Below are 25226 nucleotides of genomic sequence, written 5' to 3' on the forward strand. Positions count from 1 at the left end.
AAAATACTCCTTCTGTTCCGAAATTTCGTGGTGGGACGTATCTTATCCGAATGTGGTTAAGAGCCTAGGGGATAGCGGCCCAATCTCAAGCCGGCACAATAGGATCGATTTCCCTCTCCGTCAGCCCGAATCGCAACATGCGACGCCGATGATCGGCTGAACCAAGGTAGAGCCGCGACTGTCTGTTGAACGCGTCGAGCAGTTCATGATTCCCCTGCCTGAACGAGAACGCGCCTTTGGGCAGTGAATTGGCGTCTTTGTTCACAAGCGGATGAGGCACCGCATCGAGAAGTTCGTAGCCAATCCGGTCCGCAAGTATACGGTTGCCAAGCGCCGTACTCGCGTATGCGTCGATCCTGCCGGTCAGCAGCGCATCGATTGCCTCAGCCTGCTGATCGAACAGCACAATTTGAGCGTCGCGCACGCCTGCGGCAAGCGCGGCCTCGTGCTGCACCTGGCCAACGATAATGCCGAGGCGCGCATCGCCGCATTCCGCAACCCGGCGGTAGCTGTCCAGCGCCAGCGGATTTCCTGCCCAAACGAGAAAACCGTCGCCGATCGCCCAAACGGGCAAGCTGAAATCCACCTTCGCCATGCGCCGCGGCGTGATGAAAAGCGGGACGTTCATGTCCCAGCGCCCGCTTGCAACGCCAGGCAGCAGTTCTGCGAAGCTGGTCAACTCGTATTCGATGTGCGTAACGCCGATTGCCCGAAGAACCGTCTCGGCCAGTTCGATGTCCGCGCCCGTCGCCCGGCCGCCCGCCTCAGTCCAACCGAACGGTGGTTCTTCGATGTATGCGATTTTCAGTTTCATCTGGAGCGCTTCAACGAGGTATCCAAAAAATTTTTACCTCTACTCACTACACTCGAACACCACCCTCCGGTCCGAAGAAAATCACCCAGGTCCGAAAGTCGGCACTAAAGCTCTCAAAGCGGTGCTCGACGTGTGCCGGAACAAACAGCAGATCGCCCGCAGTGAACGGACAAACCTGATCCGCGCGGCGGAACGTTCCGGATCCCGAGGAGACAATGTACAGCTCGTCACGCGTATGCGGCGTCTGCGTATCGGCGCCCCGTGGTGCAAAGAGTTCAACCGATACATCGCCACGCGCGAACAATTCGGCAAACGGTAACGGGAGTTCGCTCAACAGGCGCGACGCTTCCGTTTCGGAAATGTGCAGTACATCGTTTGGAATAGCCGTCATACCAGGTTCTCCGCTTTGAGCAATCCGTCCGCTTCCAGCACCTGCTGAACCGCCGGCCGGCTCCGCACACGCTCGTACCAGGCCTGCAAGTGCCGGTTCGCACCGAGATCAATATCCGCGTTGTACACGGAACGCATCCAGCTTGCCTTACCCCACCCCGTTAACGCAAACAGATAAGCATCGGCAACGGTAAAGCGGTCGCCCATCAGAAACGGTTTGTCAGCTAGCTGCCGATCGATCCACTGATACCGGCTCTCGAGCTTGGGCCTCGCCATATCGACATACTTGCCCGCCGCGACCGCATAGAGCAGCGGAATAAACCCTTTATGAATCTCCGAAGTCAGGAAGTTGAGCCATTCGAGAAGCCGGTAGCGATCCATGGTTCCATGCGCCGGCGTCAATTCCGTTTCAGGACGCCGGTCGGCAAGGTACTGTGCAATGACCGGCCCTTCACGTAAAAACGTCCCGTCGTCGAGTTGCAAAAGCGGCACGTAGCCCAAAGGCGCGACATCCAGATAACTCGTTCCGTCTTCGATCCGGTGCTTTCGCGCATCCACCCTTATCGTCTGCGCATGCAATCCGGTTTCGTGCAGCACAATGCAAACCGCTTGAGAGCAACTGCCGGGTGCGTGATAGAGCTTCATCCCTTCTCCTGTGTCAGATAACCAGCCGGCGCCATACGTTTGCATGGCAAGGCAGCTAATATCACGCAGTTGCGATCAAAATAGAAGAAGGCAGATTTTTGTGGTGAAGTTAAAAAAAGTATACCTGGCAGGGACCGAACGATGAAGAAAAGCGCGACAGGATGCTCCGTTGAGGAAGCCATGCGCCTGCTGGGTGGTCGCTGGCGATTGTTGCTGGTCTCGTACCTGCTCGACGGCCCAAAGCGTTTCAACGATCTGCGCCGGGACGTGCCGGGTATCTCGCAGCGCATGCTGACGCTCGATCTTCGCGCGCTCGAAGAGGCCGGCCTGATAGATCGCACGATTTTTCCGGAGGTGCCGGTCAAGGTCGAGTATCGGCTGACTGAGGACGGTCAACGTTTGCGGCCGGTTGTGGAAGTCATGCGGGACTTCGGTCTATGGCTCAAGGGCCGTGGTGATATGGCCGATTAGCGCGCCTTTGCGCGCGCCCCCTTCTTTGCGCTCCCCGGGCGAGGCGCTTCTTTGCCCACCGGCAGGTCGCCGCTACTCATCTGCTCCATCCACGACAGGGCATCGACGTAAGAGAGGAACTGCTGCAGATACCCCGGCGACAATTCGCGCATCAATGAGAGCGAGCGGTGGACGAGGCTGCTCGAATTGAGCGGACCGGCATTTCCCGGCACCTGTTCGAGCGACTGCTGCAACTGCCGGCCCGTGCGGAACCTGGACCAGATTTCCCGGAAGTACTCGAGCATGTCGAGTTCCGGATAGGAAGCGGGTCCGGGCAAAGCATCGTGGTGGCCTGCAATATATTCGTTCAGCGCAGCAAGCGCGTCACGCGTGGACCGGTCCTGTCGCGCATCGGCATTGCCAGACTCGCCAATCCCCGGCACCGGACGCTCCAGATCGGCGGCATACGCCGCGAGCAGTCTGGATAACCGCTCGTCGAGAACACGTCGCGCCTCGCCGCTGTGCCCAGCCGCGCGCCGATCCAGCGCCTCGATAAAACGAAAGCGCACCGGATCGAGGCGATCGGCGCCGCGCTCGCGCCATGCGTCGAGTTGCGCCCGCGCTTCGTTCGCCATGTCGCCGCCGCTACTCACGGGGCTTCGCCGTCGCGTTAGACGGCCTCGGCACAGGCGCGATTTCCACACGCCGGTTCCGTGCGCGTCCGGCGTCGTCAGCATTCGAACTCACGGGTTGCTGCGAACCGAACGCCGCCGCAAATACTGAGGAGGACGGAACACCTTCATCGATCAACGCGCGCGTCACCGTCAGCGCTCGCTGGGCCGACAGTTCCCAATTGTCGGCAAAGCGGCGGTTGGCTTCCCGCACCTGCCGGTCATCGGTAAAGCCGCTCACCATCAGGATCTGGTCACTGGCGCGAAGGTAAGCGGAAAGCGGCCCAGCCAGGCTCTTCAATACATCGCGGCCCTCCGGCTGCAACTGAGCGGAGTTCAGCGCGAACAGCACGCTGCCGTTGATGCCGATGCGCCCGTTGACCAGCGTGACCCGCCCCGCCGCCAGCGGCCCTGCCAGCGCCTCTTCGAGAGTCTTGCGGCGCTGCGTTTCCATCTGCCGCTGCTTGACCTCCTGCGCGAGCCTCGTCGAAAGTTCGAGTTGCAGGCCGATCACGCAGACCAGGATCAACACGAAGGCGCCCAGCAACGCCGACATCAGATCGGCGAAGGCCGGCCATATCGGAGCCGACGCTTGCGCGCCGCCGTCGATTTCCTCGCTCATGCTGCTTCAACTCCGGGGGACGCCCGTTCACCGGCAAGCTGCTGAAGCTCTTCGACAATCTGCTTCTGCGACATCATGCTCAGATCGATCACTTCCCGCGCCTGCGCCACATAGTAGGCAAGCTGCTCGTCGCTGCGCGCCGCGGATCTGTCGAGCGCGGCTTCGATACGCTGCAGGTGCGCCACCAGTTTCTCGTTCGACTCGCCGAACGCCTGCACGGACACGCCAAAGGCATCCCCCAGGCTCGCCACTTCCACGGCGCTGCCGGTCACCTGTGCGGCAACGGCGCCGAGCTTGCCGGTTTCCTGCTCGACCTTGTCGGCGAACTGCGTGCCGACGCGCTCCAACAGGTTGGCCGAGGTGGCGACCAGCGCATCGACCGCCGAGCGCTGCTCGGTGGAGGCGTGGTTGACGGCATCGAGGAGGGTTTCGAGCGTAGCCAGCAGGCGGCTGCGCTCTTCGAGCATCGCGGTATCGCGGACCATGCTGTCGGAGAGCTTCTGCCGCAGTTCGGCGACAACCTCGGCCGCCGCCTTAGGCGCTTCCGAAGCGGCTTGCACGAGCCGCGAGATCTCGGCGATGGTGTCGCTGGCGTGCGCCTGCGTCTGGGCAGAGATATCGCGGGCGGTCTGCGCCAGCGTGTCGCAGATCTCCTGATGGCGGCTCGCGGTGCGCGTGCCGGCCTGCTCCCACTCCTCGCTCAAGGTAGCGGCAATCGAACCGAGTGCCTCGGTCCATGCCGCCAGCCGCTGCTCGTCACGCGAAATCCATTCCGTTTGCAGACTCACCTGCGACTCGCCTACCGTGCGCAGCAGCTTGGCCGAATGCTGCTCGAAGGTCTCAGCGGCCGCAGCCAGTGCCTGTTCGTTATGAGCCGCCAGCTTCTCGCCGACGCTTTCCTGCCGTGCGAGCGCTTCCGTCCACGCCTGCGAGACGCTGCCCGCAGTGGCGTCCAGCCGCGCGGACACGCCGTCCAGCAAGCCGGCCGAGCGTTGCTCGAAAGTCTCGGTGAAGCGGTCCAGCGAAGTGCGCAAATTCCCGGCAAGCGCCTCACTGGAACGCTGGTGGTCCGCCAGCGCTTTGTTCCAGATATCGGCCACGCTCGTGGTGGAGGCCGCGAAGCCGGCCGACAAGCCGTCCAGTTGCCGTTGCACGGCCTCTGAGACCGTGCCCTGCAACGCGGCCGATTCCTGCGCGAGCCCTGCCAGCGTGGCCTCCATGACCGGCTGCAACGCTGCGCCGGCGGTGCGGGCGCTTTCCGCGACGCTCTCCTTCAGCGACCGCTCCACCGAGGCTGCGAGGCGCATATAGGCCGCCTCGGTTTTGCCGTGGAACGCGTCCTGGCTGGCGGCTTGCCGCTCGCTCAAAGCCTGGCTCTGCCGCTCGATGGTCGTCATCATCGTCTGCAGGCGCTCGACCAGCGTGGGCATCATCTCGGCCTGGCGCTGCAGGAGCCTGAAGGTTTCCTCACGCTGATGAGCCTGCGAGTAGATCCGCAAGGTGGTGGCGAGCTTGACGTCGAGCAGTTGCGCGGCGTGGATCCGCTCGCGGCGGCACAACGCGGAGAGCAGCCCCAGCATGGCGGAAGTCGCCACACCCACGATCGAGGTGCCGAACGCGAATCCCAGTCCCTTGACCGGCGCCGCCAGCGATGCGCGGATAGCATCCAGGTCCGTGGCGCTCTCCAGCGCGAGACCCGTGCCCCTCAAGGTCGCCACCATGCCGAGCAGCGTGCCCAGCATGCCCAGCAGCACGAGCAAACCGACCAGGTACGGCGTCAGCGCCGGTCCCGGCAACGCCACACGCTCACCCTCGACACGCAGACGCACCGGATTGCGCAGAGTGGGATGCAGCGCGTCGAGCCACGCCGCGAGGCTGGGCGGCGGCCCGGACAAGCCGGCGACGGCGCGCTCCAGCGTGGCCGTGGCCTCACTGTAGCGCCGCAACTCGAACGCGCCCGCCACGTAGCAGGCGCCAATCAGCAGGGTAACGGCCAGCGCCAGCGGATTCGAGCCGAGGTAGCCCACCCCGATCCAGCACACGGCGGCGAGACCCGCCAGGAAAACCACAAAATTGATCAGATACTTGGACATAGCGTCCCGGTTAGCGGGTACGAAGGGCGGCGAGCAACCCTTCGACCGGTTGAAAACGAACATCCAGCTCGGCCAGCAACACGCTCTGCATGTCCCTGCTGAACGCATCCAGCCAGGCGCCGGGCGTGACGGCTGCGGCCGTTCCCGTCGACCCGGCATCGGCGAGCGCCGCCTGCTCAGCCAGGCGCAAACGCTCGAAATGCCCTGCGAGCATCCCCGGCACCGAGGCCAGCAAGCTCCGCTCACGCGGGCTCAGGGCCCGCTCCATTACGGCATCCACGACCGCGAGCCGCGCCATGCTGGGCGTTCTGGCAGCCAGCATGGCGCGCAGGTGGCCACGCAGGTTGCCGATGCGGGTCTCCATGGCCTGCTGCAGGGAGAGGTAGCGCTGACGAAACACCGCGTAGTCGACCTCGACCTGCACGGGCACTGCCGCAGGCCCGCGCCGGTTGGTCCGGCCCGACGCACTGTCGCCGGCGATGCTGGTCACCAGCGCGGCGCGCACACGGGCGCACTCGTCCTCTTCGGCGCTGCCGAAGCCGCGGGCGCCCGCCGCGACGACCGGCGGACTGCCGTTGAGCGCCGTGGACAGTCCGATCGCGTCAGTCCAGCCGAGCCATTGGCTCAGCCGGTCCGAGAGCGATTGGCTGGATTCGGCAACGTCGAGATCCGTCAAGCGCGCAAGTAAGCGAATAAGCGCCGGGCCGCTGAGGGCTGTGCGCTGCGGGACTTGCACCATACCGCCAGAGTCAAAAAAGGCAGCAGTTTACACGTAGATGAGATGGAGGCTGGCAGTTATGGGTCCGAGGGGTGGGCTCACGGGGGATTTTCCCCGGCCGGAAAGCCGCTCGCACGCCAACAGGCAAGCGTTTTCCCCATCCGTTCTTATCCGACTAGGAGCGGTCCTTGCTCGCCGTTAGCATGGGGAAGCAGTTCGCAAAACGGCAAGCCCGATCGCAAGGACAGGTCATGGCGCGAAGGTGCCTCACCCGGCATTGCAGTGGAGGCCGACATGTCGATCCAATCGCTTCCCGTCACCCTCCGCGCCCCAGAATCGCTGCAGTTTCGCCATGAAACCAGAGGATTCGCGGATCTCGACTCGTTCAGGACGCTCCGCCAGGAATGGGAGAGCCTCGCAGCCGCAGCGCAGAGCTATTCATTCTGTCTGACGTATGCCTACTGCGAACTGGCCGCCGAAGTTGCGCTCGCAAGAGGGGCAGCCGTTGCCGTGGCCATGGTGTACGACCGTCGTGAGTTGTGTGCGCTTTGGCCGCTGGTGATTTACCGCCATGGTCTGCTGCGGGTGGCCCGGTCGTTGGGTTGCGGCAGCGACGAAGAATATGGCGCCCCGCTCGTGCATGCCCGAGCCGGCGGCGCGGTGATTGCCGAAGTGCTTCGCGCTGCGCTGGACGTTTGCGCCGACACGCTCGAAATCCGTTTCGTGAGAAGCGATAGCGCGTTGCAAGAAGCGATCGGGCCGCTCAGCCAGTCGTGGCTGCTGCCCTTCATTCCGAAGCGATTGCACAGGCTTCCGGGTTACTCGATCAGCCTGCGAGAGTTCGAGCGATGGGACGATTTTTCGGCCACGCTGTCGAAGTCGCTGCGCGCGGACTTGCGGCACCATCTGCGCAGGTTGAGTGCGAAGGGGCAGCCGGAACTCGGATGGTGCAAGACCCCTGACGATGCCGAAGCGGTTCTGACGTGGCTATTCGCGACGAAGCGGCGCTGGGCGATATCTCGCGGCTTTCATACCCAGTACCTGATGAATGAACAGGTGCGCGATTTTTTCGTCGCGCTGGCGCAGCGCACGGATCTCTCGACGACGCCGCTCGTCACGTTCCTGAAGCTCGACGGCAGACCGGTTGCAGCGTCGGTGAATCTTGTCGGTCCGCACTCCTTCGAAGGCTTCGTCATGACTTACGACGAGTCGCTCAGCGCCTGCTCGCCCGGCAATCTTCTGCAGGAATTCTGCGTCAAGTGGGCGCACGCGAACGGGCGCGATTTCGATTTTCGTCCGCTTTATGCCGCCTACAAAACGCGTTGGGCAAATCGCCAGACGATGCACGATACGCATGTGCTTTTTCTGAGCACACGCGCAAGGCTGGCGGAATTTGTGTTGCTATGGGGTTACCTGATCCGCGTGCTGCACGCAACCAGAACGGCCGCTGCCAGAGGAGTCAGTTCGGCAACGGCGTTCGTCAGCCGCTCACGGCACCGCTCGGCAACGCGGGGCACACGCAGCTTTCGCTGAATGATTTCGCCAAGGCGAATGGTCCCACTTCAGCCGTGCTCCTGCTCCCTGATCCGCTTGCGGTGCGCCGCAACCTTGGCGCGGTTGCCGCAGATTGCCATGCTGCACCACCGGCGCGCGTGGCCCCGCGTGTGATCGGCAAACATCAAGGTGCAGCGCGGACCCTCGCACGCCTTCACATAGGTAAAGTCCTCCTCGCAGACGAATCTCGCCAGCGCCTCGACAATCGGCATCAGCAACGATTCCGCTGATTGCCAGCGCCGGTTCGCACGCAGTTCGAAGCCTGTGCCGCCGTCCGCCGCGTTCGCGACAATCTGCCCGTATTGCGCGTCCTGTTCCAGCAGTTGATTCAAAGGCTCCAGCTCGCGCAGGTCTTTGGCGGTCAACGGCCGCCCTTTGCGCTTGCGCACGAAACCCCTGAACCACTCGCGCAGCTCGCGCGCCCGCGCCGCAACGTCGTCCAGTTCGGCGGGCGTGCAGCCACCCCGTAGTGCCTCAAGCGCGCCGGAAGGAACGAATCCCGCCTGGTCCAGCCAGCCGAGCAAGCCCGCGCCGTCGCTGATCCAGTCGATTTCCTCATCCACGGGTGTCGCCACCGAGTTCAGAAAATCCAGCCCAGGCGCGTCGGCGACAAATATCGCGGGGATCTGACGGTAGTCCATCTCTTATGACGAATCTAAAGTGACGATATCCACATCGTAACCACTAAAAACGCACTTGACAAGTTACATCGAACGTTTGTAACCTTTAAAAACACGTTAAGACGGTTACTAAAACAAACGATGCGTAAGCGTACAAATCGGTACCCACTTCCTTCAAAGGAGCAAGAGATGGCAACTGACACGGTGAGCGCGGTGCTTGTGCACGGCGCATGGGCAGACGGCTCGAGCTGGAGCAAGGTCATAGAGCGTCTGGAGGTTCATGGCATAAGGGCGATTGCGGCGCCGTTGCCGCTTACCTCGTTGCGTGAAGACACGGCCGCACTGGATCGCGTGCTCGAGCGAGTCGGCACGCCGGTCGTGCTCGCCGGACACGCCTATGCCGGCGCGGTGATCGGCTCGACGCGCGCCGAAAACGTCAAGGCACTGGTTTATGTGGCCGCGCTTGCGCCCGACGAAGGCGAGACTGTCGCCGACGTGTTCTACCGTGGTGAAACGCATCCCCTCGCGCCGAAACTCGCACCCGATCAACATGGCCTGATCTGGCTGCCTGATGACGCTTTCGCAGCAGCCTTCGCACAGCACGCGACACATGAGGAGTTGACGGTACTGGGCGCGGTTCAGCGGCCCATTTCGGCTGCCTGCATCGGCGAGGCGCTCGGGCGTCCGCTTTGGAAGGACCGTCCGAGCTGGTTCCTGATCGCCGAGCAGGACCGGATGATCAGCCACGACACCCAGCATTTCATGGCAAAGCGAATGAACGCCCATGTGCATTCGCACCCCGCCGATCACACGCCCATGGTGACGGCCCCCGATGCGGTAAGCGACGTGATTGTCGAGGCGGCACGCGCCGTTTCGAGTCACTAACACGCCTGACAGCCTGTCACCTGGACAGGCGCCCCCTGCCATATCCGGCAGACCACTTGATACTTTGGAGAAAGCTCATGTCCTCAATTGCCTATCGTTACGCTGACGTAGACGGCCTCAAGGTGTTCTATCGCGAAGCCGGAAAGTCAGGCGCCCCGAAACTGCTGCTCCTGCACGGCTTTCCTTCGTCGAGCCATATGTTTCGCGACCTGATCCCCAGGCTGGCAGAACGTTTTCATATCATCGCGCCTGATCTGCCCGGCTTCGGCAAATCGGATATGCCGAGCCGCGAGGTGTTTACCTACACTTTCGACAACATCGCCAAAGTCATTGGTCGCTTCACTGAACTTGTCGGTTTCGACCGCTTTGCAGTGTATGTCTTCGACTACGGCGCGCCCACGGGCTTTCGGCTTGCGCTTGCGCATCCCGAACGGATCGCCGCGATCATTTCGCAGAACGGCAACGCCTACGAAGAAGGGCTCAGCGACGGCTGGAATCCGATCCGCGCCTACTGGCACGACCCGTCGAGCGCGAACCGCGAGGCGCTTCGTGCGCTGCTGACGCACGAGACGACCGTATGGCAATACACGCACGGCGTGCCTGACACCACACGCATCTCGCCCGACGGCTATTCGCTCGACGAGTTCTACCTGAGCCGCCCCGGCGCCGATGAAGTGCAACTCGATCTGTTCCGCGACTATCGAAGCAACGTGGCGCTCTATCCGGCGTTTCAGGAGTACTTCCGCACGCATCGACCGCCGCTTCTTGCGGTGTGGGGAAAGAACGATCCGTTCTTTCTGCCCGCTGGTGCCGAAGCATTTCGCCGCGACGTGCCGGCCGCCGTGGTGCGATTCTTCGACACCGGGCACTTCGCACTGGAAACCCACGCCACGGAAATCGCCGCGGCGATTGGCGAATTCCTGAATCGCTGACGCGGCCGCCAATCGCTGAAAGTGCATTGGAACCGCTCGCTCATTGTTCACTTACCGTTCAAGGAGAAAGGAAATGTCCAGTAAAGTCGCTATCGTCACCGGCGCGAGTCAGGGGATCGGCCGTTCAACCGCCATCCGGCTTGCGCGCGATTTCGGCTCGATCGTGCTGGTTGCGCGCAACCGCGAGAACCTCGAGCAGACCGCCGCCGATGTAAAAAAGGCTGGCGCCGAAGCTCTCGCAATCGATCTCGACCTGTCCGAACCGCAGGCCGCGCAGCAGATCGTCGATCAGACGCTCTCGGCCTTCGGCCAGATCGACGCGTTGCTCAATATCGCGGGCGCCGTGCCGCAAATCGACGTCTTCGAAATGACCGATGAGCAATGGGACCGCGGCCTCGCGCTGAAGCTGCATGGAGCGCGGCGCCTGACGGTGGCGGCGTGGCCGTCGCTGAAGAAAACCTCAGGGTCCGTGGTGTTGATGTCGGGCAATTCGGCACTGTTTCCAAAGGCGCCGTACGCCGCGGTCGGCACGATCAACGCGGCAATCGTGGCGCTGGCAAAAGCGTTCTCGGACAGGGGCATCGCAGACGGCGTGCAGGTCAACAGTGTGCTGCCTGGCCCGGTGATGACCGGTCGGCGGCAGTCCTACCTGGAACACTGGGCGCCGCTGCACAACATGACGGTGGAAGAGGCAACGGCCAAGTTTCCTCTTGAAGCGGGCATTGCGAGGTACGGCACGCCCGAGGAAATCGCCGAGCTCATGGCGTTCCTCGTGTCGCCTGCGGCGCATTGGATGACGGGCTCGACGCTGCGGATGGACGGCGGCGAGGTCAAGTCGATCTGAACCTCGTTACCGGCGCCGGTCACTGCGCCCCTGCCGTCAACTGCCGTAGCTGCTCAAGCAGCTTCACGGCAGGGCTCGGCAGAATGCCGTCACGGCGCCGGAATGCGGTGAGCGTGCGCCGGCCCACCACGCCAGGCAGGTCGAGCGTATCGAAGACCCCCGCCTTGCTCTCCGTCCCGTACATCGTCGAGGCCATCCAGCTCAGGAACCCCGAGCGCGCAACGAGACTCTTCAGCACGGTGATCGAGCGCGTCTCGACCACCACATTCGGCAGACCCAGCCCATGCTCGGCGAACACCTGCTGCAGGTGTTCGAACGGGGCCGTGCCGCGCGGCGGAATCGCCCATTGCTCGTCGAGCGTGTCCGCAAGGGTCAGCCCAGGCTTGCGCCGCAACGGATGATCGAGCGCCGCCACCACATAGCTGGCGTCTTCCCAGCGGCAGTCGGCGATCGCCGTGATCTCTTCCGTGTCGGGCACGGCCATGCTCAGCGCCAGATCGATTTCACGCCGCACGAGCGCATCGGCCAGACGGTCCCACACGCCCTCGATGATTTCAACCCGCAATTTAGGCCACTTTTCAAGCACGCCGCTCACGGCGAGCGGCAATACCAGACTCGCAATGCTGCCCACCGCGCCGCAGCGAATCGTGCCGCGGGCGAGCCCGCGCATCGCGTCGATCTCCTCACGCGCCTGTTCGGCCTCGCGCTGCAGCAAAAGTGCGTGAGGCAGCAGCGCCTCGCCGACGGCGGTCAGGTGCATGCCGCGCGAATGGCGTTCAAATAGCGGCGCACCGACCTGATCCTCAAGCCGGCGAATCGCCCGGCTGAGTGCGGGCTGCGTGACATGCAGCGTCTCCGCCGCGCGGCCGAGGCTGCCGGTCGCGACAATGGTGGCAAACGCATGCAGTTGTTGTAGATTGAAAGGCATGCCAAAAGGTAATGCCTTTTTGTCGAATAGGCAATTTCGGATTACCCCGAGCCTCGCGATAATGCCCCATCGACATCACGCGCTCAGGTAACAGGAGGCTTCCAATGACAGGCAGCGCGCCCCGGCAGGACAAACAGAATGGCGTCGCGCAAGGCACAACCGTGCGCGATGCGGTGATCGACTTCGCGCGCCGCGTCGGCATGACGTCGATCTTTGCAAATCCCGGCTCGACCGAGCTGCCGATGTTCCGCGATTTCCCGGCCGATTTCCGCTATGTGCTCGGCTTGCAGGAGGCTGTCGTCGTCGGCATGGCGGACGGCTATGCGCAGGCGAGCGGCAACGCAGCGCTCGTGAACCTGCACTCGGCGGCCGGCGTCGGCAACGCGATGGGCAATATCTTCACGGCGTTCCGCAACCGCACGCCGCTCGTCGTCACGGCCGGCCAGCAGGCGCGTTCGATTCTGCCGTTCGAGCCGTTCCTCGCGGCATCCCAGGCAACCGAGCTGCCCAAACCGTATGTGAAATGGAGCATCGAACCCGCGCGTGCGCAGGACGTGCCGCTCGCGATTGCGCGCGCCTACGCGGTCGCGATGCAGGAACCGCGCGGCCCGGTGTTCGTCTCGATTCCCGTCGATGACTGGGACCAGCCCGCCGAGCTATTGCCCGAACGCTCGGTGGCGCACATCACGCGGCCCGATCCGGAGATGCTTGCGCGGATTGGCTCACTGCTCGATGCATGTGAGCGGCCCGCCTTCGTGGTCGGCGCTGCCGTCGACCGCGCCGGCGCCGTCGAGGACGTCGTGCGCCTCGCCGAGCGTCATCGGGCCCGCGTGTTCGTCGCGCCGATGAGCGGGCGCTGCAGCTTCCCCGAGACGCACCGGCTGTTCGCCGGCTTCCTGCCGGCGATGCGCGAGCGCATTGTCGGGTTGCTGGGCAGCCACGATCTCGTCTTTGCGCTCGGCGCACCCGCCTTCACCTATCACGTCGAAGGCCACGGCCCGCACGTGCCGCCCGGTGCGCACCTGTGCCAGCTCATCGACGATCCGGGCACCGCCGCCTGGACGCCGCAAGGCGTGGCCGCCGTCGGCAATGTGCGGCTCGGCGTGCGCGATCTGCTCGAGCGGCCCGCGCCGCGTGAACGCGCGCTGCCCGCTCCGCGGCCGGCGCCCCCGCTCGCGCTGCCGCCAGCCGGGCCGGGCGAGCGCATGTCGGTGGCGTTTGCGCTGCAAACGCTTGCTCAGGTTCGCAACATCGAAGACATTGTCGTCGAGGAAGCGCCGAGCTCGCGACCGGTGATGCAGTCTTACCTGCCGATCGAGCGGGCGGCCGGCTTCTTCACCATGGACAGCGGCGGCCTCGGCCATGGCATGCCGGCTGCCGTCGGTGTCGCGCTTGCGCGCCGCGGCGAACGCGTAATCGCGTTGATCGGTGACGGCTCCAGCATGTACTCGATTCAGGCGATCTGGAGCGCCGTGCAGCTTCATCTCCCCATCACATTCGTCATCCTGAACAATACGCGCTACGCGGCCTTGCAGGATTTCGCGCCGGAGTTCGGCTTCGGCCCTGGTGATCCGGTTCAGGGCACCGACCTGCCGGGCCTCGACTTCGTTACGATTGCCAGCGGCATGGGCTGCCCCGGCGTGCGCGTGAGCGAAGCCGCGCAGTTGCACGACGCGCTGCGCAGCGCGCTTGCCAACGAGGCACCTGTGCTCGTCGAAGTGCTCGTCGCCTGACCGGATCACCCTTAACAAAGAATCGAGCTTTACGTGGCATAGGAGACAAACCATGAAGACTGTGTCGATGTTGATCGACGGAGAACAGGTAGCGGCGCGCAACGGCGCAACGTTCGAGCGCCGCAACCCGCTGGATGGAAGCATCGCTTCACGCTCGCCCGCCGCGTCTGTCGAAGACGCCCAGGCGGCCGTGGACGCCGCCGCGCGTGCGTTCCCCGTATGGTCGGCACTCGGGCCAGGCGAGCGTCGTGCATTGCTCACGAAGGCCGCGCACGCGCTCGAAGCGAAAGCCGATGCGTTCGCCGGGGCGATGGCGGCGGAGACCGGCGCCTCCGGCCTGTGGGCCGGCTTCAATGTGCATCTCGCCGCGCAAGGCCTGCTCGAGGCCGCCGCGATGACCACGCAGATCGGCGGCGAGCTGATTCCCTCCGACGTGCCCGGCAGTCTCGCGATGGGCGTGCGCCAGCCGGCAGGCGTCGTGCTCGGCATCGCGCCGTGGAACGCCCCCGTGATCCTGGCGGTGCGCGCCATCGCGCTGCCGCTTGCCTGCGGCAATACCGTCGTACTGAAGGGCTCGGAGATTTGCCCGGCGACGCACGGCCTGATCATCGAAGCGATCCAGGAGGCCGGACTGCCGCGCGGCGCCGTCAACTTCGTGACGAACGCACCCGCGGACGCCGCGAAGATCGTCGAAACGATGATCGCGCACCCGAAGGTACGGCGCGTGAACTTCACCGGCTCGACACGCGTGGGCCGCCTGATCGCGGAGCAATGTGCGCGTCACCTGAAGCCCGCGGTGCTCGAACTGGGCGGCAAGGCGCCGTTCGTCGTGCTCGACGACGCCGATCTCGACGCGGCCGTGAACGCAGCAGTGTTCGGCGCGTTCGCAAACTCCGGGCAGATCTGCATGTCGACCGAGCGCATCGTCGTGGACGAGCGGCTTGCCGATGCTTTTGCCGACCGCCTCGGCGCACGCGCCCGCGCCCTGCCGCTCGGCGATCCGCGCAAAGGGCCGGTCGTGCTCGGCTCGGTGGTCGACATGAGCACCGTTGAGCGCTGCAACGCGCTGATCGACGACGCGCTCGCGAAAGGCGCCACGCTCGTGTGCGGCGGCAAGGCCGACAACACGTTGATGCCCGCCACGCTGCTCGATCACGTCACGCCTGACATGCGCATTTACCACGACGAATCGTTCGGCCCCGTCAAAGCCATCGTGCGCGTGCGTGACGAAGAGGCCGCGATCGCCTGCGCCAACGACAATCCGTATGGGCTCTCCTCGGCCGTCTTCAGCCGCGACAGCGCACGAGCCCTGAACGTGGCGCGGCGCATCGAATCCGGCATCTGCCACATCAACGGGCCGACCGTACACGACGAAGCGCAGATGCCGTTCGGCGGCGTCAAGGACAGCGGCTTCGGGCGTTTTGGCGGCAAGGCGGGCATTGCCGAGTTCACCGAACTGCGCTGGATCACGCTGCAGACCACGCCGCGCCACTATCCGTTCTGAGGGGCATACCATGCAGATCGCGATACTGGGCGCGGGCGCGATGGGGTCGCTGTTTGGTGGCCTGCTCGCCGAGGCCGGGCACTCGGTGAGCCTGCTCGACATCGACGAGGCCCATCTCGAGGCCATCCGGCGCGACGGGCTACGGCTCGCGACCGACACGGGCGAGCGCATCGTGCGCAACCTCACGGCGCTGCGTCCCGAAGCGGCCACACAGCCGGTCGATCTGCTGATCGTCTTCACCAAGACACTGCACACCGACGCCGCGCTCACGGCGGCGCGCACGGTGCTGGGCCCCCAGACCGCGCTGCTATCGCTGCAGAACGGCCTCGGCAACGCCGAGCGGCTCGCACGCTTCGCTGCGCCGCAGCGTGTGCTGGTCGGCGTGACGACATGGCCCGCGGACAAGTCGGAACCCGGCCGCGTCAGTTCTCACGGCAGCGGCGCGATCCGCCTGATGAGCGCCGATGGCGCGCATACCCCGGCGCTCGAACGAACTGTGAACGCACTCAATGAGGCGGGCCTGCATTGCACCGCGGACCCCGACGTCTGGGCGGCGATCTGGGAAAAGGTCGCGTTCAATGCCGCACTCAACAGCCTGTGTGCGGTAACGCAATGCACGGTCGGCGAGTTGACCCACACACCGGACGGCGAGGCGCTTGCGCTGACGATCGTCCGCGAAACTGTGGCGGTAGCGAACGCGCATGGTATTGCGGCCAACGAAGCGCACGTAGCGTCAAATGTGCGCCATGCGCTGGCGCATCACCGCGCGCATCGTCCGTCCATGCTGCAGGATGTGCTGGCCGGACGCCGCACCGAGATCGAGGCAATCAACGGCGCCGTGGTCGAGGCCGCACGCGCGGCCGGCCTCGGGGCGGTGTGTACCGAAACGCTGCTGCACCTGGTACGGCTAGTCGACGCGCGCGCACGTTGACCGCGCACGCGGGCCATGCCGAAACGACATGGCTTTTGCTCAAATCGGAAATTCAGTTCGTGCGGGCGACCGCCCATACTCGCACCACCATTACAAACGCATGCGCGCACGACGCGCATCAAGGAGACAACCGATGAGTCACTTTTCCCCTGCTCCGGCTGCCGGGACCACGCCGCTTGGCGGCGCCGGCAGCCCTGCGCTTAGCTACGGCGGCACGACCGTCGATATCGGCCATGCGCTCGATGACGGTCCCTATGCGCTGCTACAGCGGATCGCCGCCATACTCGCGGCGCTCGCTATCGTCGTCGACGGGTTCGACAGCCAGTTGATCGGTTTCGCGATTCCCGTGCTGATCAAGGAGTGGGGCATCACGCGCAACGCGTTTGCGCCTGTGGTCGCGGCGGGGCTCACGGGCATGGGCATCGGCAGCGCGTTCGTGGGACTCTTCGCCGACCGCTTCGGCCGACGCTGGGCCGTGATCGGCAGCGTGCTGGTGTTTGGCGCGGCCACCTGCGCAATCGGCCTCGCGCCGAACGTCGCCACCATCGCCGCGCTGCGCTTCGTCGCGGGCCTCGGCATTGGCGGCGCGCTTCCTACGTCCACGACCATCACCGCGGAGTTCACGCCCGCGCGCTCACGCACCTTCGCCGTCACCGCAACGATTGTGTGCGTGCCGCTCGGCGGCATGCTGGCCGGGCTTTTCGCGGGCCAGGTGTTGCCCGCGTACGGCTGGCGCGGGCTGTTTTTTGCGGGCGGTGTGCTGCCGCTGCTGCTTGCCGTGGTACTGCTGGCAGCCTTGCCTGAGTCGCCGCGCTTTCTCGCGCGCCGCCCGAAGCGCTGGCCCGATCTCGTGCGCCTGCTCGCACGTATGGGACGTGAGGTTCCTCCCGACGCGGCCTTCACCGATGTCCGCGAGCAAAGCGCCGAAAAGCACGTCGGCTTCACCGCGCTGTTTCGCGACGGTCGCGCGCGCGATACCGCGGCGATCTGGGCAGCGTTCTTCATGTGCCTGCTCGCCGTGTACAGCGCGTTCAGCTGGCTGCCGACCATGCTGACGAGCGAAGGACTGTCGGTGTCGCTCGCGGGGTACGGCCTCTCCGCCTACAACCTCGGCGGCGTAATCGGCGCACTCGCCTGCGCGCTCGCTATCGCGCGCTACGGCTCGCGCGGGCCGCTGCTGCTGTGCTGCGCGGGCGGTGCGGTCAGTGCGTGGATCATGCTCGGCGTCGGCGCGACGCAGCACACCGCGCTGCTGATCGTCGGTCTCGGACTGCACGGCCTGTTCGTCAACGCCGTCCAGTCGACGATGTACGCCTTGTGTGCCTATGTCTATCCGACCGGTGTGCGCGCGACCGGCACTGCGTCGGCGCTCGCGTTCGGCCGCCTTGGCGCGATCCTCAGCGCGTTCGCGGGCGCGCTCGTGATCACGGCGGCCGGCGCCTCGGGCTATCTGCTGATGCTCGGCGCGGCGATGGCGCTCGTCCTGCTGGCGCTAGCCGTGGTTGGCCGGCACATTCCCAGGAGTGTGAAAGAGATCCGCCGCTAAAACTGCGGTGGCCCCGGGAGAAGGCGTCAGCGCCTTCTCCCGCCAGGCTGGCGCCGCGCATTTGATACTCCTCTGGTTTCGCGCGCTCCCAGCAATCCTGGTTTTATATTTAGGATTACTACTTAGTAAATTATTGTCCTACCCATCCTATAAGCAATCGATAACACGCCCGGACGATGCCCTTGCATCGACACCCGCGCCACAGGAGAACCAGCAAAACATGAAGCTTCAGATTGCAGCAGGGCTCGCGCTTGCGGGCATGAGCGCCACAGCATGGGCGCAGAGCAGCGTCACGTTGTATGGCATCGTCGACACCGGCATCGAGTACGTCTCGCACGCGGACGCCGCCGGCGACAGCGTGGTGCGCATGCCCGGTATCACCGGCGAAGTGCCGTCGCGTTGGGGCTTGCGCGGCAAAGAGGACCTGGGCGGCGGGCTCTCGGCGATCTTCGCGCTCGAAAGTGGCTTCAACATGCGCAGCGGCACGTTAAACCAGGGCGGGCGCCTGTTCGGGCGCCAGGCATGGGTAGGCCTCAGCAGCCCCTACGGCAACCTCACCTTTGGCCGGCAATACACGATGACGTACTGGGCCCTTGCCGACGCCGATCTGCTCGGCCCCGACATCTACGGCGGCACCGCGTCGTTCGACCAGTATCTGCCGAGCGCGCGCAGCGACAACACTATTGTCTACAAGGGCAGCTACGCCGGCTTCACGCTCGGCGCGACATGGTCGTTCGGCCGCGATTCCACCGGCACCGGCAACTCGCCAGGCCAGGGCACCTGCGTGGGGCCCGTGCCGGGCAGCGCGCAGACCTGCCGCGAATGGTCGGCGATGCTGCGCTACGACCTCAACGGTTATGGCGTGGCCGCGGCCTACGATGAGCAGCACGGCGGTGCAGGCGCGGCAGCCAACCTCTACGACGGCACGCCAACGTTCGCGCTGACCAACTCAGGCGACACGGACGTGCGCATGCAACTGAACGGTTATGGACACATCGCCGATCTGCGCTTTGGCGGCGGCTGGCTCGGCCGCCGCGTGGACACGGTCTCGCCCGCAACGCCGAACGTGCACTCGGACCAGTTCTATCTCACGGCGTCGTATCCGGTCACGCCGGCGTTCATTGTCGATGGCGGCGTGTATCACATCGTCAATGCCCAGGACGATACGCGCGGCACGATTGCGACGCTGCGCACGACCTATCAGTTGTCGAAGCAGTCGGCGGTCTATCTGCAAGGCGCGTATCTGTGGAATAGCGCGAAGGCTGCATATACCGTGAGCCAGGGCGGCGGGGGCACCACCCCTGGGCCCGGCATGGGCCAGCTCGGTGTGATGGCGGGCATCCGGCATAGCTTCTGAACGGCGGCGCGAGTGTCGAATGCTGAATGCGTGTGAACGCGCTTGCACGAGCCGTAAGCGGCTTGGGCAAGCGCCGGATCGGTCAATGGACGATCCGATCGAATGGGCTGATCCTGAAGACCTGCGACGTTCTCCGTCTCAAGCCTCAATTACGTACAATTTTTATATTTAATTATCCGAAATTTATAGCCGAATAAAATACACCGAATCCCATAATTTTGGTTAATTTTCAAAAATCAAATTGACGAAAATACGCAAATTTACGAAATATCCAAATGTTTCTAGTTTTTACATCCATGTAAAAACCAGAAGAGAAACCCGTTTTTTCAGAGAGAATTAGCGGCGACCTGAAATAATAAAATTATTACAATGTCTTATCTCTGGCCAGTAAAAACAGCATATCTCCGGAACAACGGACCGCCCATTCCTGCACGAATCCGTTGTTCCAATGTCAGCCCGTACTTACCACTGGTAGCTCACACCCCCACCGTAGCTGGTGCCCGCACTACTGGTGCTCGCGCCGCCTCGCACCTTGATGTTGTTGCCGATGCGCGCGGTAAAACCGAGTGCGACGGCGCCGTAACCCTGATAGCCACCCGAGCCTATGCCCACCGAGATCGTCTTGCCTTGATCGACATCCGGAATCATCGAAAGCGCGACGGCGCCTGCGACGCCCGAATACGCCCTGCGAGCGATGGAATTCACGCTGTCCTGCACGCCTTGCAACTGCGACATGTTCACGGCGTCGGTCGGATCGATACCCGCCGCTACATTGGTGATCCGGCGGTCGTTGCCGGACGAGCCTACTGAAACGGTATTCGCCTGATCTGCAACCGAACCCTCGCCCAGGGCGACCGAATTCGCGGCGGTCGCCTTCGTGTTCGCGCCCAATGCCGTGCTGCTGGTGCCGGATGCCGCTGCACTCCCGCCGGTCGCTGAACTGTTGGTGGCCGACGCTGTGGAGTTCGCGCCAGTCGCCGTACTGTTGGTGCCAGTTGCCGCCGCGCTCCCGCCGGTCGCAGAACTATTGGTGGCCGACGCTATGGCATTCGCACCGTTCGCGGAGCTGTTGGTACCGGTTGCCGAGGCACCCGAACCGCTAGCAGTGCTCACGGTACCCGTTGCGGTCCCTGAGATCCCCTGTAGCTGGGTAGCCAGCGCACTGACTTCCGAATTCGTCGCAAACAGTTGCGAACCGTTCACCGCCTCCGTGCTGGTTGCCGAAATCTGTCCCGCTGCGACGTTAGTGATCTGACGTTCCGCGCCAGGCGCACCCACGCTCACGACGCTCGTCGGGTTGGCGCCCGCGAACGAATAGGTCGTACCGCCGATCGTTACGCTCGACGTCGGGTTTGCTGCGGCCGTCACGCTTCCGGCTCCAAGCGCCACATCGCCAATATTCACCGCGTTCGCCCCAAAACCAATCGCGACACCACCGTGTGCTGAGGTGGTCGAGGACTGACCGATTGCAACGGACGACGCCCCGCTCGCCACGCTTGTGTTACCGATCGCCACCGAGCTGCCGCCGCTTGCCGTCGCCGCCACACCCAGTGCCGTGGCGGCGCTGACTGCATTCGCCGCGGCGCCGACAGCCACACCGCCTTGACCGCTTGACGTCGCATTCGCACCGACCGCTACGGTAGAGGCCGCAGATGCCGTTGCCTGAGCCCCGATCGCCGTAGCGTCGCTGCCGTTCGCATTCGACGCGCCGCCGTACGCCACGGCATTGGCGCCGTTGGCCGTGGAGTTGCTACCCACTGAAGTCGCATTCCTGCCGTTTGCCGTGACCGTGTCGCCAACCGCTACCGCCGCTCCGCCGTTGGCTGTCGTATTGATACCGAACGCCTCGTCCTGGCTGGTTCCATCCGACCCGGCGACCGCGGGATTTGCTCCGCCCGTGCTGGCGGAGGGCGCGGTCGCAGCACCGCCGAGCGTTGAAGTGATCGTGCTGCTTTCGCCACCGACTGCGAGGTTATCTGCATACGCCTGCCCCACAGGCAACAGCATCAACGCCGTCAATACTGCAAGCGACGCTTTCGACTTCGCCGGAGCCGAACCCTGCCCCGGCTTACCCTGCACTCCCCGCTGCGTCTCGCCTGCGGCTACCACCAGGCCAAGCCGGTCATTCCAGACCAACCTATATCTGCTCTTGTTCATTGCACTTTTCCCTTCACACTTGTCTAGTTGGAATTAAAAATATTCATATCTGGTCTCCGTCACGCTCTACCCGGCGCATTAGCCTGTTCTGTCCCGTCCGCCTCCTCCCCGAGGTACCCGCACGTCATCAATTCGCCGCGTCGGGGAATGCAATGCAAAAGCGGTGAGATAGCTAGATTGTCAAAATTACCGCCACCCGAAAATGAACAATTTCTTGAGGCAATGAACAGCGATCACTCTTCGCCTTTATTGCCATTTAACATTTCGCGCTTAACATTTAACATTTGGCGCACGCCTGGCGCGAATACGGGTTCGCTAAAGTACGGATAAATATTTATTCACGCGGCGTTGCGAGGAATTATGAGTAGCGTTATTCCGCCACGCGTTTGCCCGGGGGACGAAGTGCTTTGCTCGAGAGAAAATTCGTTTGCTTTCAACTTGGGAACGGCAGCCGCTCACACAGCGCCCTTGGGGCCTGCCGCCCGGCCGGCGCAATCCCAGATTGCGGGTAAACGAACACGGTTATGCCGCCGGAATCGCAACGAAATATCAATCTGATATTCTTCGCAGCTTTACATGATCGATACTCCGCAAGCCTCAACTTGCGGATTCAGCTGCCGATAACCAACAAGAACGTTTACCCGCAAGCTCATTTCGCATACACGATGTTGCCCCGAAATACCGACCTCACGGATGCCCATCTTCTTGTGGTAGACGACCAGCCGGAACAGCTCCAATTGTTAATTGGCGTGTTGCGCAATGCCGGATGCCGAATTAGCGTTGGATTCGACGGTTCGCAGGCATATCAAAGAGCATTGGCAATTTCACCCGATCTGATCCTGATGGACGTGCGAATGCCACGAATGGACGGATTTGCGGCCTGCCGATTACTTGCAGCGGACCCGCGCACCTGTGCGATTCCCGTCATATTCCTTACCGTGGCCGGTGAACTCCACGAGCGTCTCGACGGGTTGGAAATCGGCGGCGTCGACTACGTGCTCAAACCATTCGAGCCGGCCGAGGTGCTGGCGCGGATTCGCGTCCATCTCAACCGGGTGAAGGGCAAACGCCAGGTCGAAGAGGAGGCGCCTGCTTCGGACCTCACAGGCAGCGGTGTCATCGTCCGCGCGGCCATTCGGCATTTGTCGCAAAGGCTGAACAATCCGCCTTCGGTCGAGCAACTCGCACGCCTCGTGGGAACCAATGAAAAGCGATTGTCGCGCGCGTTTCGCGACAGCCTGGGCCGGACCGTATTCGAGTATCTTCGTGACGAACGCTTGAGGATTGCGCAAAGGCTGTTGAGCAGCACGTCATTGAGTATCACCAGCATCGCCGAAGAGATTGGTTTTTCCAGCGCCGCGAATTTCGCTACGGCGTTTCGCGAGCGATTCGGCACGACTCCCTCAACCTATCGGGAAGAACCCCGCTCTCGGGGTCTGGACAACACCGAGGAACCCGCGCTCGATACCGAGTAACGCCATCATGACAACAGCCTGGTGGTGCCGCTTGCTGTTCATGTGCCTGGCTTGGTGGACAACTCACGCGTTGGCGGCGGGTCCCGGCGCGATCGGAAAACAGGCCCAGCAGGTTCCCACGCTGGAGCACGTGCAGGTATTCGACGACATCTCAGGCAAGATGAGCCTGGACGACATCCTCGCGCTGCGCACGGGAAACGCACGCGGCTTTCTGCCCGCCGGCGAGGACAGATTGAAGCCAGGTTTCACCCGCTCGGCATGGTGGCTAAGCCTGACGGTGAGCAACGGCAATCCGGCCGCTCTCCCGCTGGTTCTCGCGCTCGTGGACGCGCGCCTCCAGCACGTAGACTTTTACAGCGAACGTAGCGGCCACTGGACCCATGACAGCACCGATCCTGCCGCGCTTGCATATCGGCCCGCTTCCTCACGCTATCCCCTGGTGGATTTCGAACTCGCACCCGGCGAACAGCGGGATTTCCTCGTCCGGGTAGCCAGCAATACCCCACTCACGATCGAACCGAGGCTGTACCCGGCGGCGGCCTATGACGCGCTGGAGAAACGCGCAGCCCTGTGGGACGGAGGATTGATCGGCGGAACGCTGGCACTGGCGTGGTGCGCGCTGCTCATCGCCTATTTTTCCCGCAGCGTCACGTTTCTCGTACTGGCGGCGCTTTGCGCCATGACAGCGCTATTTGAAGCCGCGGATCGCGGCTATACAAAGATATATCTATGGCCGCACGCAAGCGAGTGGAGCTCCAGAAGCGTGACGGTGCTCGGGTGTATTGCCGTGCTGCTGTTCATCGTCTTCATCTTGCGTATCGCACATGACGAGAAAGCGAGCCTGCCGGCCCGCTCCGTGTTGTACGGCTTTGCGTTGCTGGAGTGCGTCGCGGCGGCTGGGTCCGCATTCGGCAACCTGTTCGTGTTCGCGCAGGTGGGCTTGTACGTCAACGCGGTGCTCGGCCTTGTCTCGGTAGGCGTTGCTGCATTGCTCGCGCGTCAATCGACACCCACCGCGCGGATCATGCTGCTCACCATGATCGTCTCGCTGTTCAACTTTGCGGTGCGCATGCTCGATGAGCTCGGCTCCTTGCCGGCCGGTCTGGCGTGGCTGAAGTCCGACATTCATCCGAACCCGGTAGTCGCAATCCTTGGTCTCGCGACCAATCTGATTGTGCTTGCCGCATGGATAAACCACGTTGGCAGGCAACGAATCGCGGCAAGAACCGAACTTGCAGACTGGCAAAGAACCGAACGTGACCGGCTGCGCGAACAGGTTGCGCAGCGTACCCTGGAGTTGAACGAGGCCCTGCGCTACGCGGAAGGGAAAAACCAGCAACTGATTGAAACCTTGGGTTTCGTCAGTCATGACCTGCGTGCGCCACTTGCAACCATTACGGGTTATGCGAGACTGCTGCTGGATCGGGCGGATTCGAAACAGACGGGCCTGATACAGTCCATCGAGCGCACTGTGAACTATCAACTCGGGTTGATCGACGAACTGGTCGGGTACGCGAAAGCTGAGTTGCAACCGTTGAATATTGCCCCGGTCGTAACCGACCTGCCCGCACTGCTCGATGATATTGCCGAATACGCGGTCGCACTCTGCGTACAACTGAACAATCAGTTTCACTATCAGCCGCTGACGTCGCTACCCCGCCAACTGACGATAGACGGCCTCCGGTTGCAACAGGTCTTGCTCAATTTGCTGTCCAATGCGTCCAAGTTCACCCGTGACGGCGTCGTGATGATGACGGTAAGAGCGCGGCGGCAGGACGATCACTGGCACATGGGTTTTGAGGTAGCGGATACTGGCATCGGTATCGACATAGAAGAGCAGTCGAAGCTCTTGACGGCTTTTCGCCAGATACGGTCCGTGAACGGTAGCACGGGGCTTGGTCTTTTTATTGCGCAGCGTATTGTCAGCACAATGGGCGGTGACTTGCGCGTCTCAAGTACGCCGCATCGGGGTACCTCGTTTTCTTTCGAACTCGCTGTTGCCGTTGCGGAAGATCGGAACGCTTCGCCAGCGAACGTCGTGCAGTATTCCTCCGCCCGCTCTACCCAGATCCTCCCACCGTCGAGGCACCGGCTCGCCGTTAGTGTTCCTCCCGAGAGTGACCGCAGGGAGCTCGCCATTCTTGCAAAGGACGGACGCCTGACCGACATGGAGCGATGGATCGAAACCATGCTCAGGATTCACCCCTCATGTGCAGCGTTTCTGACTGAGATGCGGCATTGCCTCGAAACGCTGGATTTCGCAGGCGCCGAGGCTCTTGCTCTTGCACCGTACGAGACAGACCGCGCAGTCAACGGTCAGGGGCTAATGCCCGATAATCAGGCCCAGCTTTGAGAGT

At 63.3% G+C, this 25226-nt stretch carries 22 protein-coding genes; 12 read left to right on the plus strand and 10 right to left on the minus strand.

Annotation, left to right across the window (positions count from 1 at the left end):
• Positions 1-85: 85 nt before the first annotated feature.
• From FFS45_RS00065 to gstA, 3 genes are read right to left on the minus strand one after another with little or no spacing between them, the layout of a single operon-like run.
• Positions 86-814 carry a transporter substrate-binding domain-containing protein gene (locus FFS45_RS00065; protein WP_137952660.1) on the minus strand — a complete coding sequence of 243 codons (729 nt, stop codon included), beginning with the start codon at positions 812-814 and terminating at the stop codon, positions 86-88.
• Between the two features lie 46 nt (positions 815-860).
• Positions 861-1205, minus strand: coding sequence for a cupin domain-containing protein (locus FFS45_RS00070; RefSeq protein WP_137952661.1), 345 nt, complete (start codon positions 1203-1205; stop codon positions 861-863).
• Positions 1202-1849: a glutathione transferase GstA gene (gstA, locus tag FFS45_RS00075; protein WP_137952662.1), complete on the minus strand. Its 648-nt coding sequence runs from the start codon at positions 1847-1849 to the stop codon at positions 1202-1204. The genes FFS45_RS00070 and gstA overlap by 4 nt, the downstream gene beginning before the upstream one ends.
• 141 nt (positions 1850-1990) lie before the next feature.
• Between gstA and FFS45_RS00080 the strand changes: the two genes are divergently transcribed.
• A complete protein-coding gene (locus FFS45_RS00080) occupies positions 1991-2320 on the plus strand; it encodes a helix-turn-helix domain-containing protein (RefSeq protein ID WP_137952663.1) in 330 nt (109 codons plus the stop codon).
• On the opposite strand, the gene FFS45_RS00085 is transcribed toward FFS45_RS00080, so the two are convergent.
• From FFS45_RS00085 to FFS45_RS00100, 4 genes are read right to left on the minus strand one after another with little or no spacing between them, the layout of a single operon-like run.
• A complete protein-coding gene (locus FFS45_RS00085; RefSeq protein ID WP_137953058.1) occupies positions 2317-2934 on the minus strand; it encodes a DUF2894 domain-containing protein in 618 nt (205 codons plus the stop codon). The genes FFS45_RS00080 and FFS45_RS00085 overlap by 4 nt on opposite strands.
• Positions 2935-2944: 10 nt before the next feature.
• Positions 2945-3592: an OmpA family protein gene (locus FFS45_RS00090; protein WP_137952664.1), complete on the minus strand. Its 648-nt coding sequence runs from the start codon at positions 3590-3592 to the stop codon at positions 2945-2947.
• Positions 3589-5685 (minus strand): DUF802 domain-containing protein, encoded by a 2097-nt coding sequence (locus FFS45_RS00095; RefSeq protein ID WP_137952665.1) that lies wholly within the window; start codon positions 5683-5685, stop codon positions 3589-3591. Before FFS45_RS00095 ends, FFS45_RS00090 begins: the two co-directional genes overlap by 4 nt.
• A 10-nt stretch (positions 5686-5695) precedes the next feature.
• Positions 5696-6424: a DUF3348 domain-containing protein gene (locus FFS45_RS00100; RefSeq protein WP_137952666.1), complete on the minus strand. Its 729-nt coding sequence runs from the start codon at positions 6422-6424 to the stop codon at positions 5696-5698.
• Between the two features lie 273 nt (positions 6425-6697).
• Between FFS45_RS00100 and FFS45_RS00105 the strand changes: the two genes are divergently transcribed.
• Positions 6698-7936 carry a GNAT family N-acetyltransferase gene (locus FFS45_RS00105; protein ID WP_171029524.1) on the plus strand — a complete coding sequence of 413 codons (1239 nt, stop codon included), beginning with the start codon at positions 6698-6700 and terminating at the stop codon, positions 7934-7936.
• A gap of 29 nt (positions 7937-7965) precedes the next feature.
• On the opposite strand, the gene FFS45_RS00110 is transcribed toward FFS45_RS00105, so the two are convergent.
• Complete coding sequence (locus FFS45_RS00110; RefSeq protein ID WP_137952668.1) at positions 7966-8598, minus strand: ABATE domain-containing protein; 633 nt, start codon at positions 8596-8598, stop codon at positions 7966-7968.
• 168 nt (positions 8599-8766) lie between these two features.
• Between FFS45_RS00110 and FFS45_RS00115 the strand changes: the two genes are divergently transcribed.
• The 3 genes from FFS45_RS00115 (at position 8767) to FFS45_RS00125 (ending at position 11238) form a co-directional block, all read left to right on the plus strand.
• Positions 8767-9462, plus strand: coding sequence for an alpha/beta hydrolase (locus FFS45_RS00115; protein WP_137952669.1), 696 nt, complete (start codon positions 8767-8769; stop codon positions 9460-9462).
• 77 nt (positions 9463-9539) lie between these two features.
• Positions 9540-10394 (plus strand): alpha/beta hydrolase, encoded by an 855-nt coding sequence (locus FFS45_RS00120; protein ID WP_137952670.1) that lies wholly within the window; start codon positions 9540-9542, stop codon positions 10392-10394.
• Positions 10395-10467: 73 nt separating this feature from the next.
• A complete protein-coding gene (locus FFS45_RS00125) occupies positions 10468-11238 on the plus strand; it encodes an SDR family oxidoreductase (protein WP_137952671.1) in 771 nt (256 codons plus the stop codon).
• A 19-nt stretch (positions 11239-11257) separates the two neighbouring features.
• On the opposite strand, the gene FFS45_RS00130 is transcribed toward FFS45_RS00125, so the two are convergent.
• Positions 11258-12166 (minus strand): LysR family transcriptional regulator, encoded by a 909-nt coding sequence (locus tag FFS45_RS00130; RefSeq protein ID WP_137952672.1) that lies wholly within the window; start codon positions 12164-12166, stop codon positions 11258-11260.
• Positions 12167-12270: 104 nt separating this feature from the next.
• On the opposite strand from FFS45_RS00130, the gene mdlC reads away from it, so the two are divergent.
• The 5 genes from mdlC to FFS45_RS00155 all read left to right on the plus strand — a co-directional run bounded on the left by mdlC (position 12271) and on the right by FFS45_RS00155 (position 19237).
• Positions 12271-13899: a benzoylformate decarboxylase gene (gene mdlC, locus FFS45_RS00135; protein WP_137952673.1), complete on the plus strand. Its 1629-nt coding sequence runs from the start codon at positions 12271-12273 to the stop codon at positions 13897-13899.
• Positions 13900-13951: 52 nt separating this feature from the next.
• The gene (locus tag FFS45_RS00140) at positions 13952-15403 is read left to right on the plus strand and encodes an aldehyde dehydrogenase (RefSeq protein WP_137952674.1); all 1452 of its coding nucleotides are present in this window, start codon (positions 13952-13954) and stop codon (positions 15401-15403) included.
• 10 nt (positions 15404-15413) lie between these two features.
• Positions 15414-16334 carry a 2-dehydropantoate 2-reductase gene (locus FFS45_RS00145; RefSeq protein ID WP_137952675.1) on the plus strand — a complete coding sequence of 307 codons (921 nt, stop codon included), beginning with the start codon at positions 15414-15416 and terminating at the stop codon, positions 16332-16334.
• A 133-nt stretch (positions 16335-16467) separates the two neighbouring features.
• On the plus strand, positions 16468-17880 hold the full coding sequence (locus FFS45_RS00150; protein WP_137952676.1) for an MFS transporter: 1413 nt from the start codon (positions 16468-16470) through the stop codon (positions 17878-17880).
• Positions 17881-18100: 220 nt separating this feature from the next.
• Positions 18101-19237, plus strand: coding sequence for a porin (locus tag FFS45_RS00155; RefSeq protein WP_137952677.1), 1137 nt, complete (start codon positions 18101-18103; stop codon positions 19235-19237).
• A 462-nt stretch (positions 19238-19699) separates the two neighbouring features.
• On the opposite strand, the gene FFS45_RS00160 is transcribed toward FFS45_RS00155, so the two are convergent.
• Positions 19700-21394: a YadA-like family protein gene (locus tag FFS45_RS00160; RefSeq protein WP_137952678.1), complete on the minus strand. Its 1695-nt coding sequence runs from the start codon at positions 21392-21394 to the stop codon at positions 19700-19702.
• A 665-nt stretch (positions 21395-22059) separates the two neighbouring features.
• Here FFS45_RS00160 and FFS45_RS00165 point away from each other — a divergent pair.
• Positions 22060-22869 carry a helix-turn-helix domain-containing protein gene (locus FFS45_RS00165; protein ID WP_137953059.1) on the plus strand — a complete coding sequence of 270 codons (810 nt, stop codon included), beginning with the start codon at positions 22060-22062 and terminating at the stop codon, positions 22867-22869.
• Between the two features lie 7 nt (positions 22870-22876).
• The gene (locus FFS45_RS00170; RefSeq protein ID WP_137952679.1) at positions 22877-25222 is read left to right on the plus strand and encodes a sensor histidine kinase; all 2346 of its coding nucleotides are present in this window, start codon (positions 22877-22879) and stop codon (positions 25220-25222) included.
• Positions 25223-25226: the final 4 nt, after the last annotated feature.

It is taken from the genome of Burkholderia sp. 4M9327F10, from assembly GCF_005503145.1.
Lineage (GTDB): Bacteria > Pseudomonadota > Gammaproteobacteria > Burkholderiales > Burkholderiaceae > Paraburkholderia.

Coding starts and splice junctions, on each gene's coding strand:
- FFS45_RS00120 (WP_137952670.1), top strand. CDS start 9,540: ATGTCCTCAATTGCCTATCGTTACGCTGACGTAGACGGCCTCAAGGTG.
- FFS45_RS00085 (WP_137953058.1), bottom strand. CDS start 2,934: ATGGCGAACGAAGCGCGGGCGCAACTCGACGCATGGCGCGAGCGCGGC.
- FFS45_RS00165 (WP_137953059.1), top strand. CDS start 22,060: ATGTTGCCCCGAAATACCGACCTCACGGATGCCCATCTTCTTGTGGTA.
- mdlC (WP_137952673.1), top strand. CDS start 12,271: ATGACAGGCAGCGCGCCCCGGCAGGACAAACAGAATGGCGTCGCGCAA.
- FFS45_RS00145 (WP_137952675.1), top strand. CDS start 15,414: ATGCAGATCGCGATACTGGGCGCGGGCGCGATGGGGTCGCTGTTTGGT.
- FFS45_RS00095 (WP_137952665.1), bottom strand. CDS start 5,685: ATGTCCAAGTATCTGATCAATTTTGTGGTTTTCCTGGCGGGTCTCGCC.
- FFS45_RS00090 (WP_137952664.1), bottom strand. CDS start 3,592: ATGAGCGAGGAAATCGACGGCGGCGCGCAAGCGTCGGCTCCGATATGG.
- FFS45_RS00070 (WP_137952661.1), bottom strand. CDS start 1,205: ATGACGGCTATTCCAAACGATGTACTGCACATTTCCGAAACGGAAGCG.
- FFS45_RS00170 (WP_137952679.1), top strand. CDS start 22,877: ATGACAACAGCCTGGTGGTGCCGCTTGCTGTTCATGTGCCTGGCTTGG.
- FFS45_RS00130 (WP_137952672.1), bottom strand. CDS start 12,166: ATGCCTTTCAATCTACAACAACTGCATGCGTTTGCCACCATTGTCGCG.
- FFS45_RS00150 (WP_137952676.1), top strand. CDS start 16,468: ATGAGTCACTTTTCCCCTGCTCCGGCTGCCGGGACCACGCCGCTTGGC.
- FFS45_RS00080 (WP_137952663.1), top strand. CDS start 1,991: ATGAAGAAAAGCGCGACAGGATGCTCCGTTGAGGAAGCCATGCGCCTG.
- FFS45_RS00115 (WP_137952669.1), top strand. CDS start 8,767: ATGGCAACTGACACGGTGAGCGCGGTGCTTGTGCACGGCGCATGGGCA.
- gstA (WP_137952662.1), bottom strand. CDS start 1,849: ATGAAGCTCTATCACGCACCCGGCAGTTGCTCTCAAGCGGTTTGCATT.
- FFS45_RS00065 (WP_137952660.1), bottom strand. CDS start 814: ATGAAACTGAAAATCGCATACATCGAAGAACCACCGTTCGGTTGGACT.
- FFS45_RS00160 (WP_137952678.1), bottom strand. CDS start 21,394: ATGAACAAGAGCAGATATAGGTTGGTCTGGAATGACCGGCTTGGCCTG.
- FFS45_RS00125 (WP_137952671.1), top strand. CDS start 10,468: ATGTCCAGTAAAGTCGCTATCGTCACCGGCGCGAGTCAGGGGATCGGC.
- FFS45_RS00100 (WP_137952666.1), bottom strand. CDS start 6,424: ATGGTGCAAGTCCCGCAGCGCACAGCCCTCAGCGGCCCGGCGCTTATT.
- FFS45_RS00105 (WP_171029524.1), top strand. CDS start 6,698: ATGTCGATCCAATCGCTTCCCGTCACCCTCCGCGCCCCAGAATCGCTG.
- FFS45_RS00140 (WP_137952674.1), top strand. CDS start 13,952: ATGAAGACTGTGTCGATGTTGATCGACGGAGAACAGGTAGCGGCGCGC.
- FFS45_RS00155 (WP_137952677.1), top strand. CDS start 18,101: ATGAAGCTTCAGATTGCAGCAGGGCTCGCGCTTGCGGGCATGAGCGCC.
- FFS45_RS00110 (WP_137952668.1), bottom strand. CDS start 8,598: ATGGACTACCGTCAGATCCCCGCGATATTTGTCGCCGACGCGCCTGGG.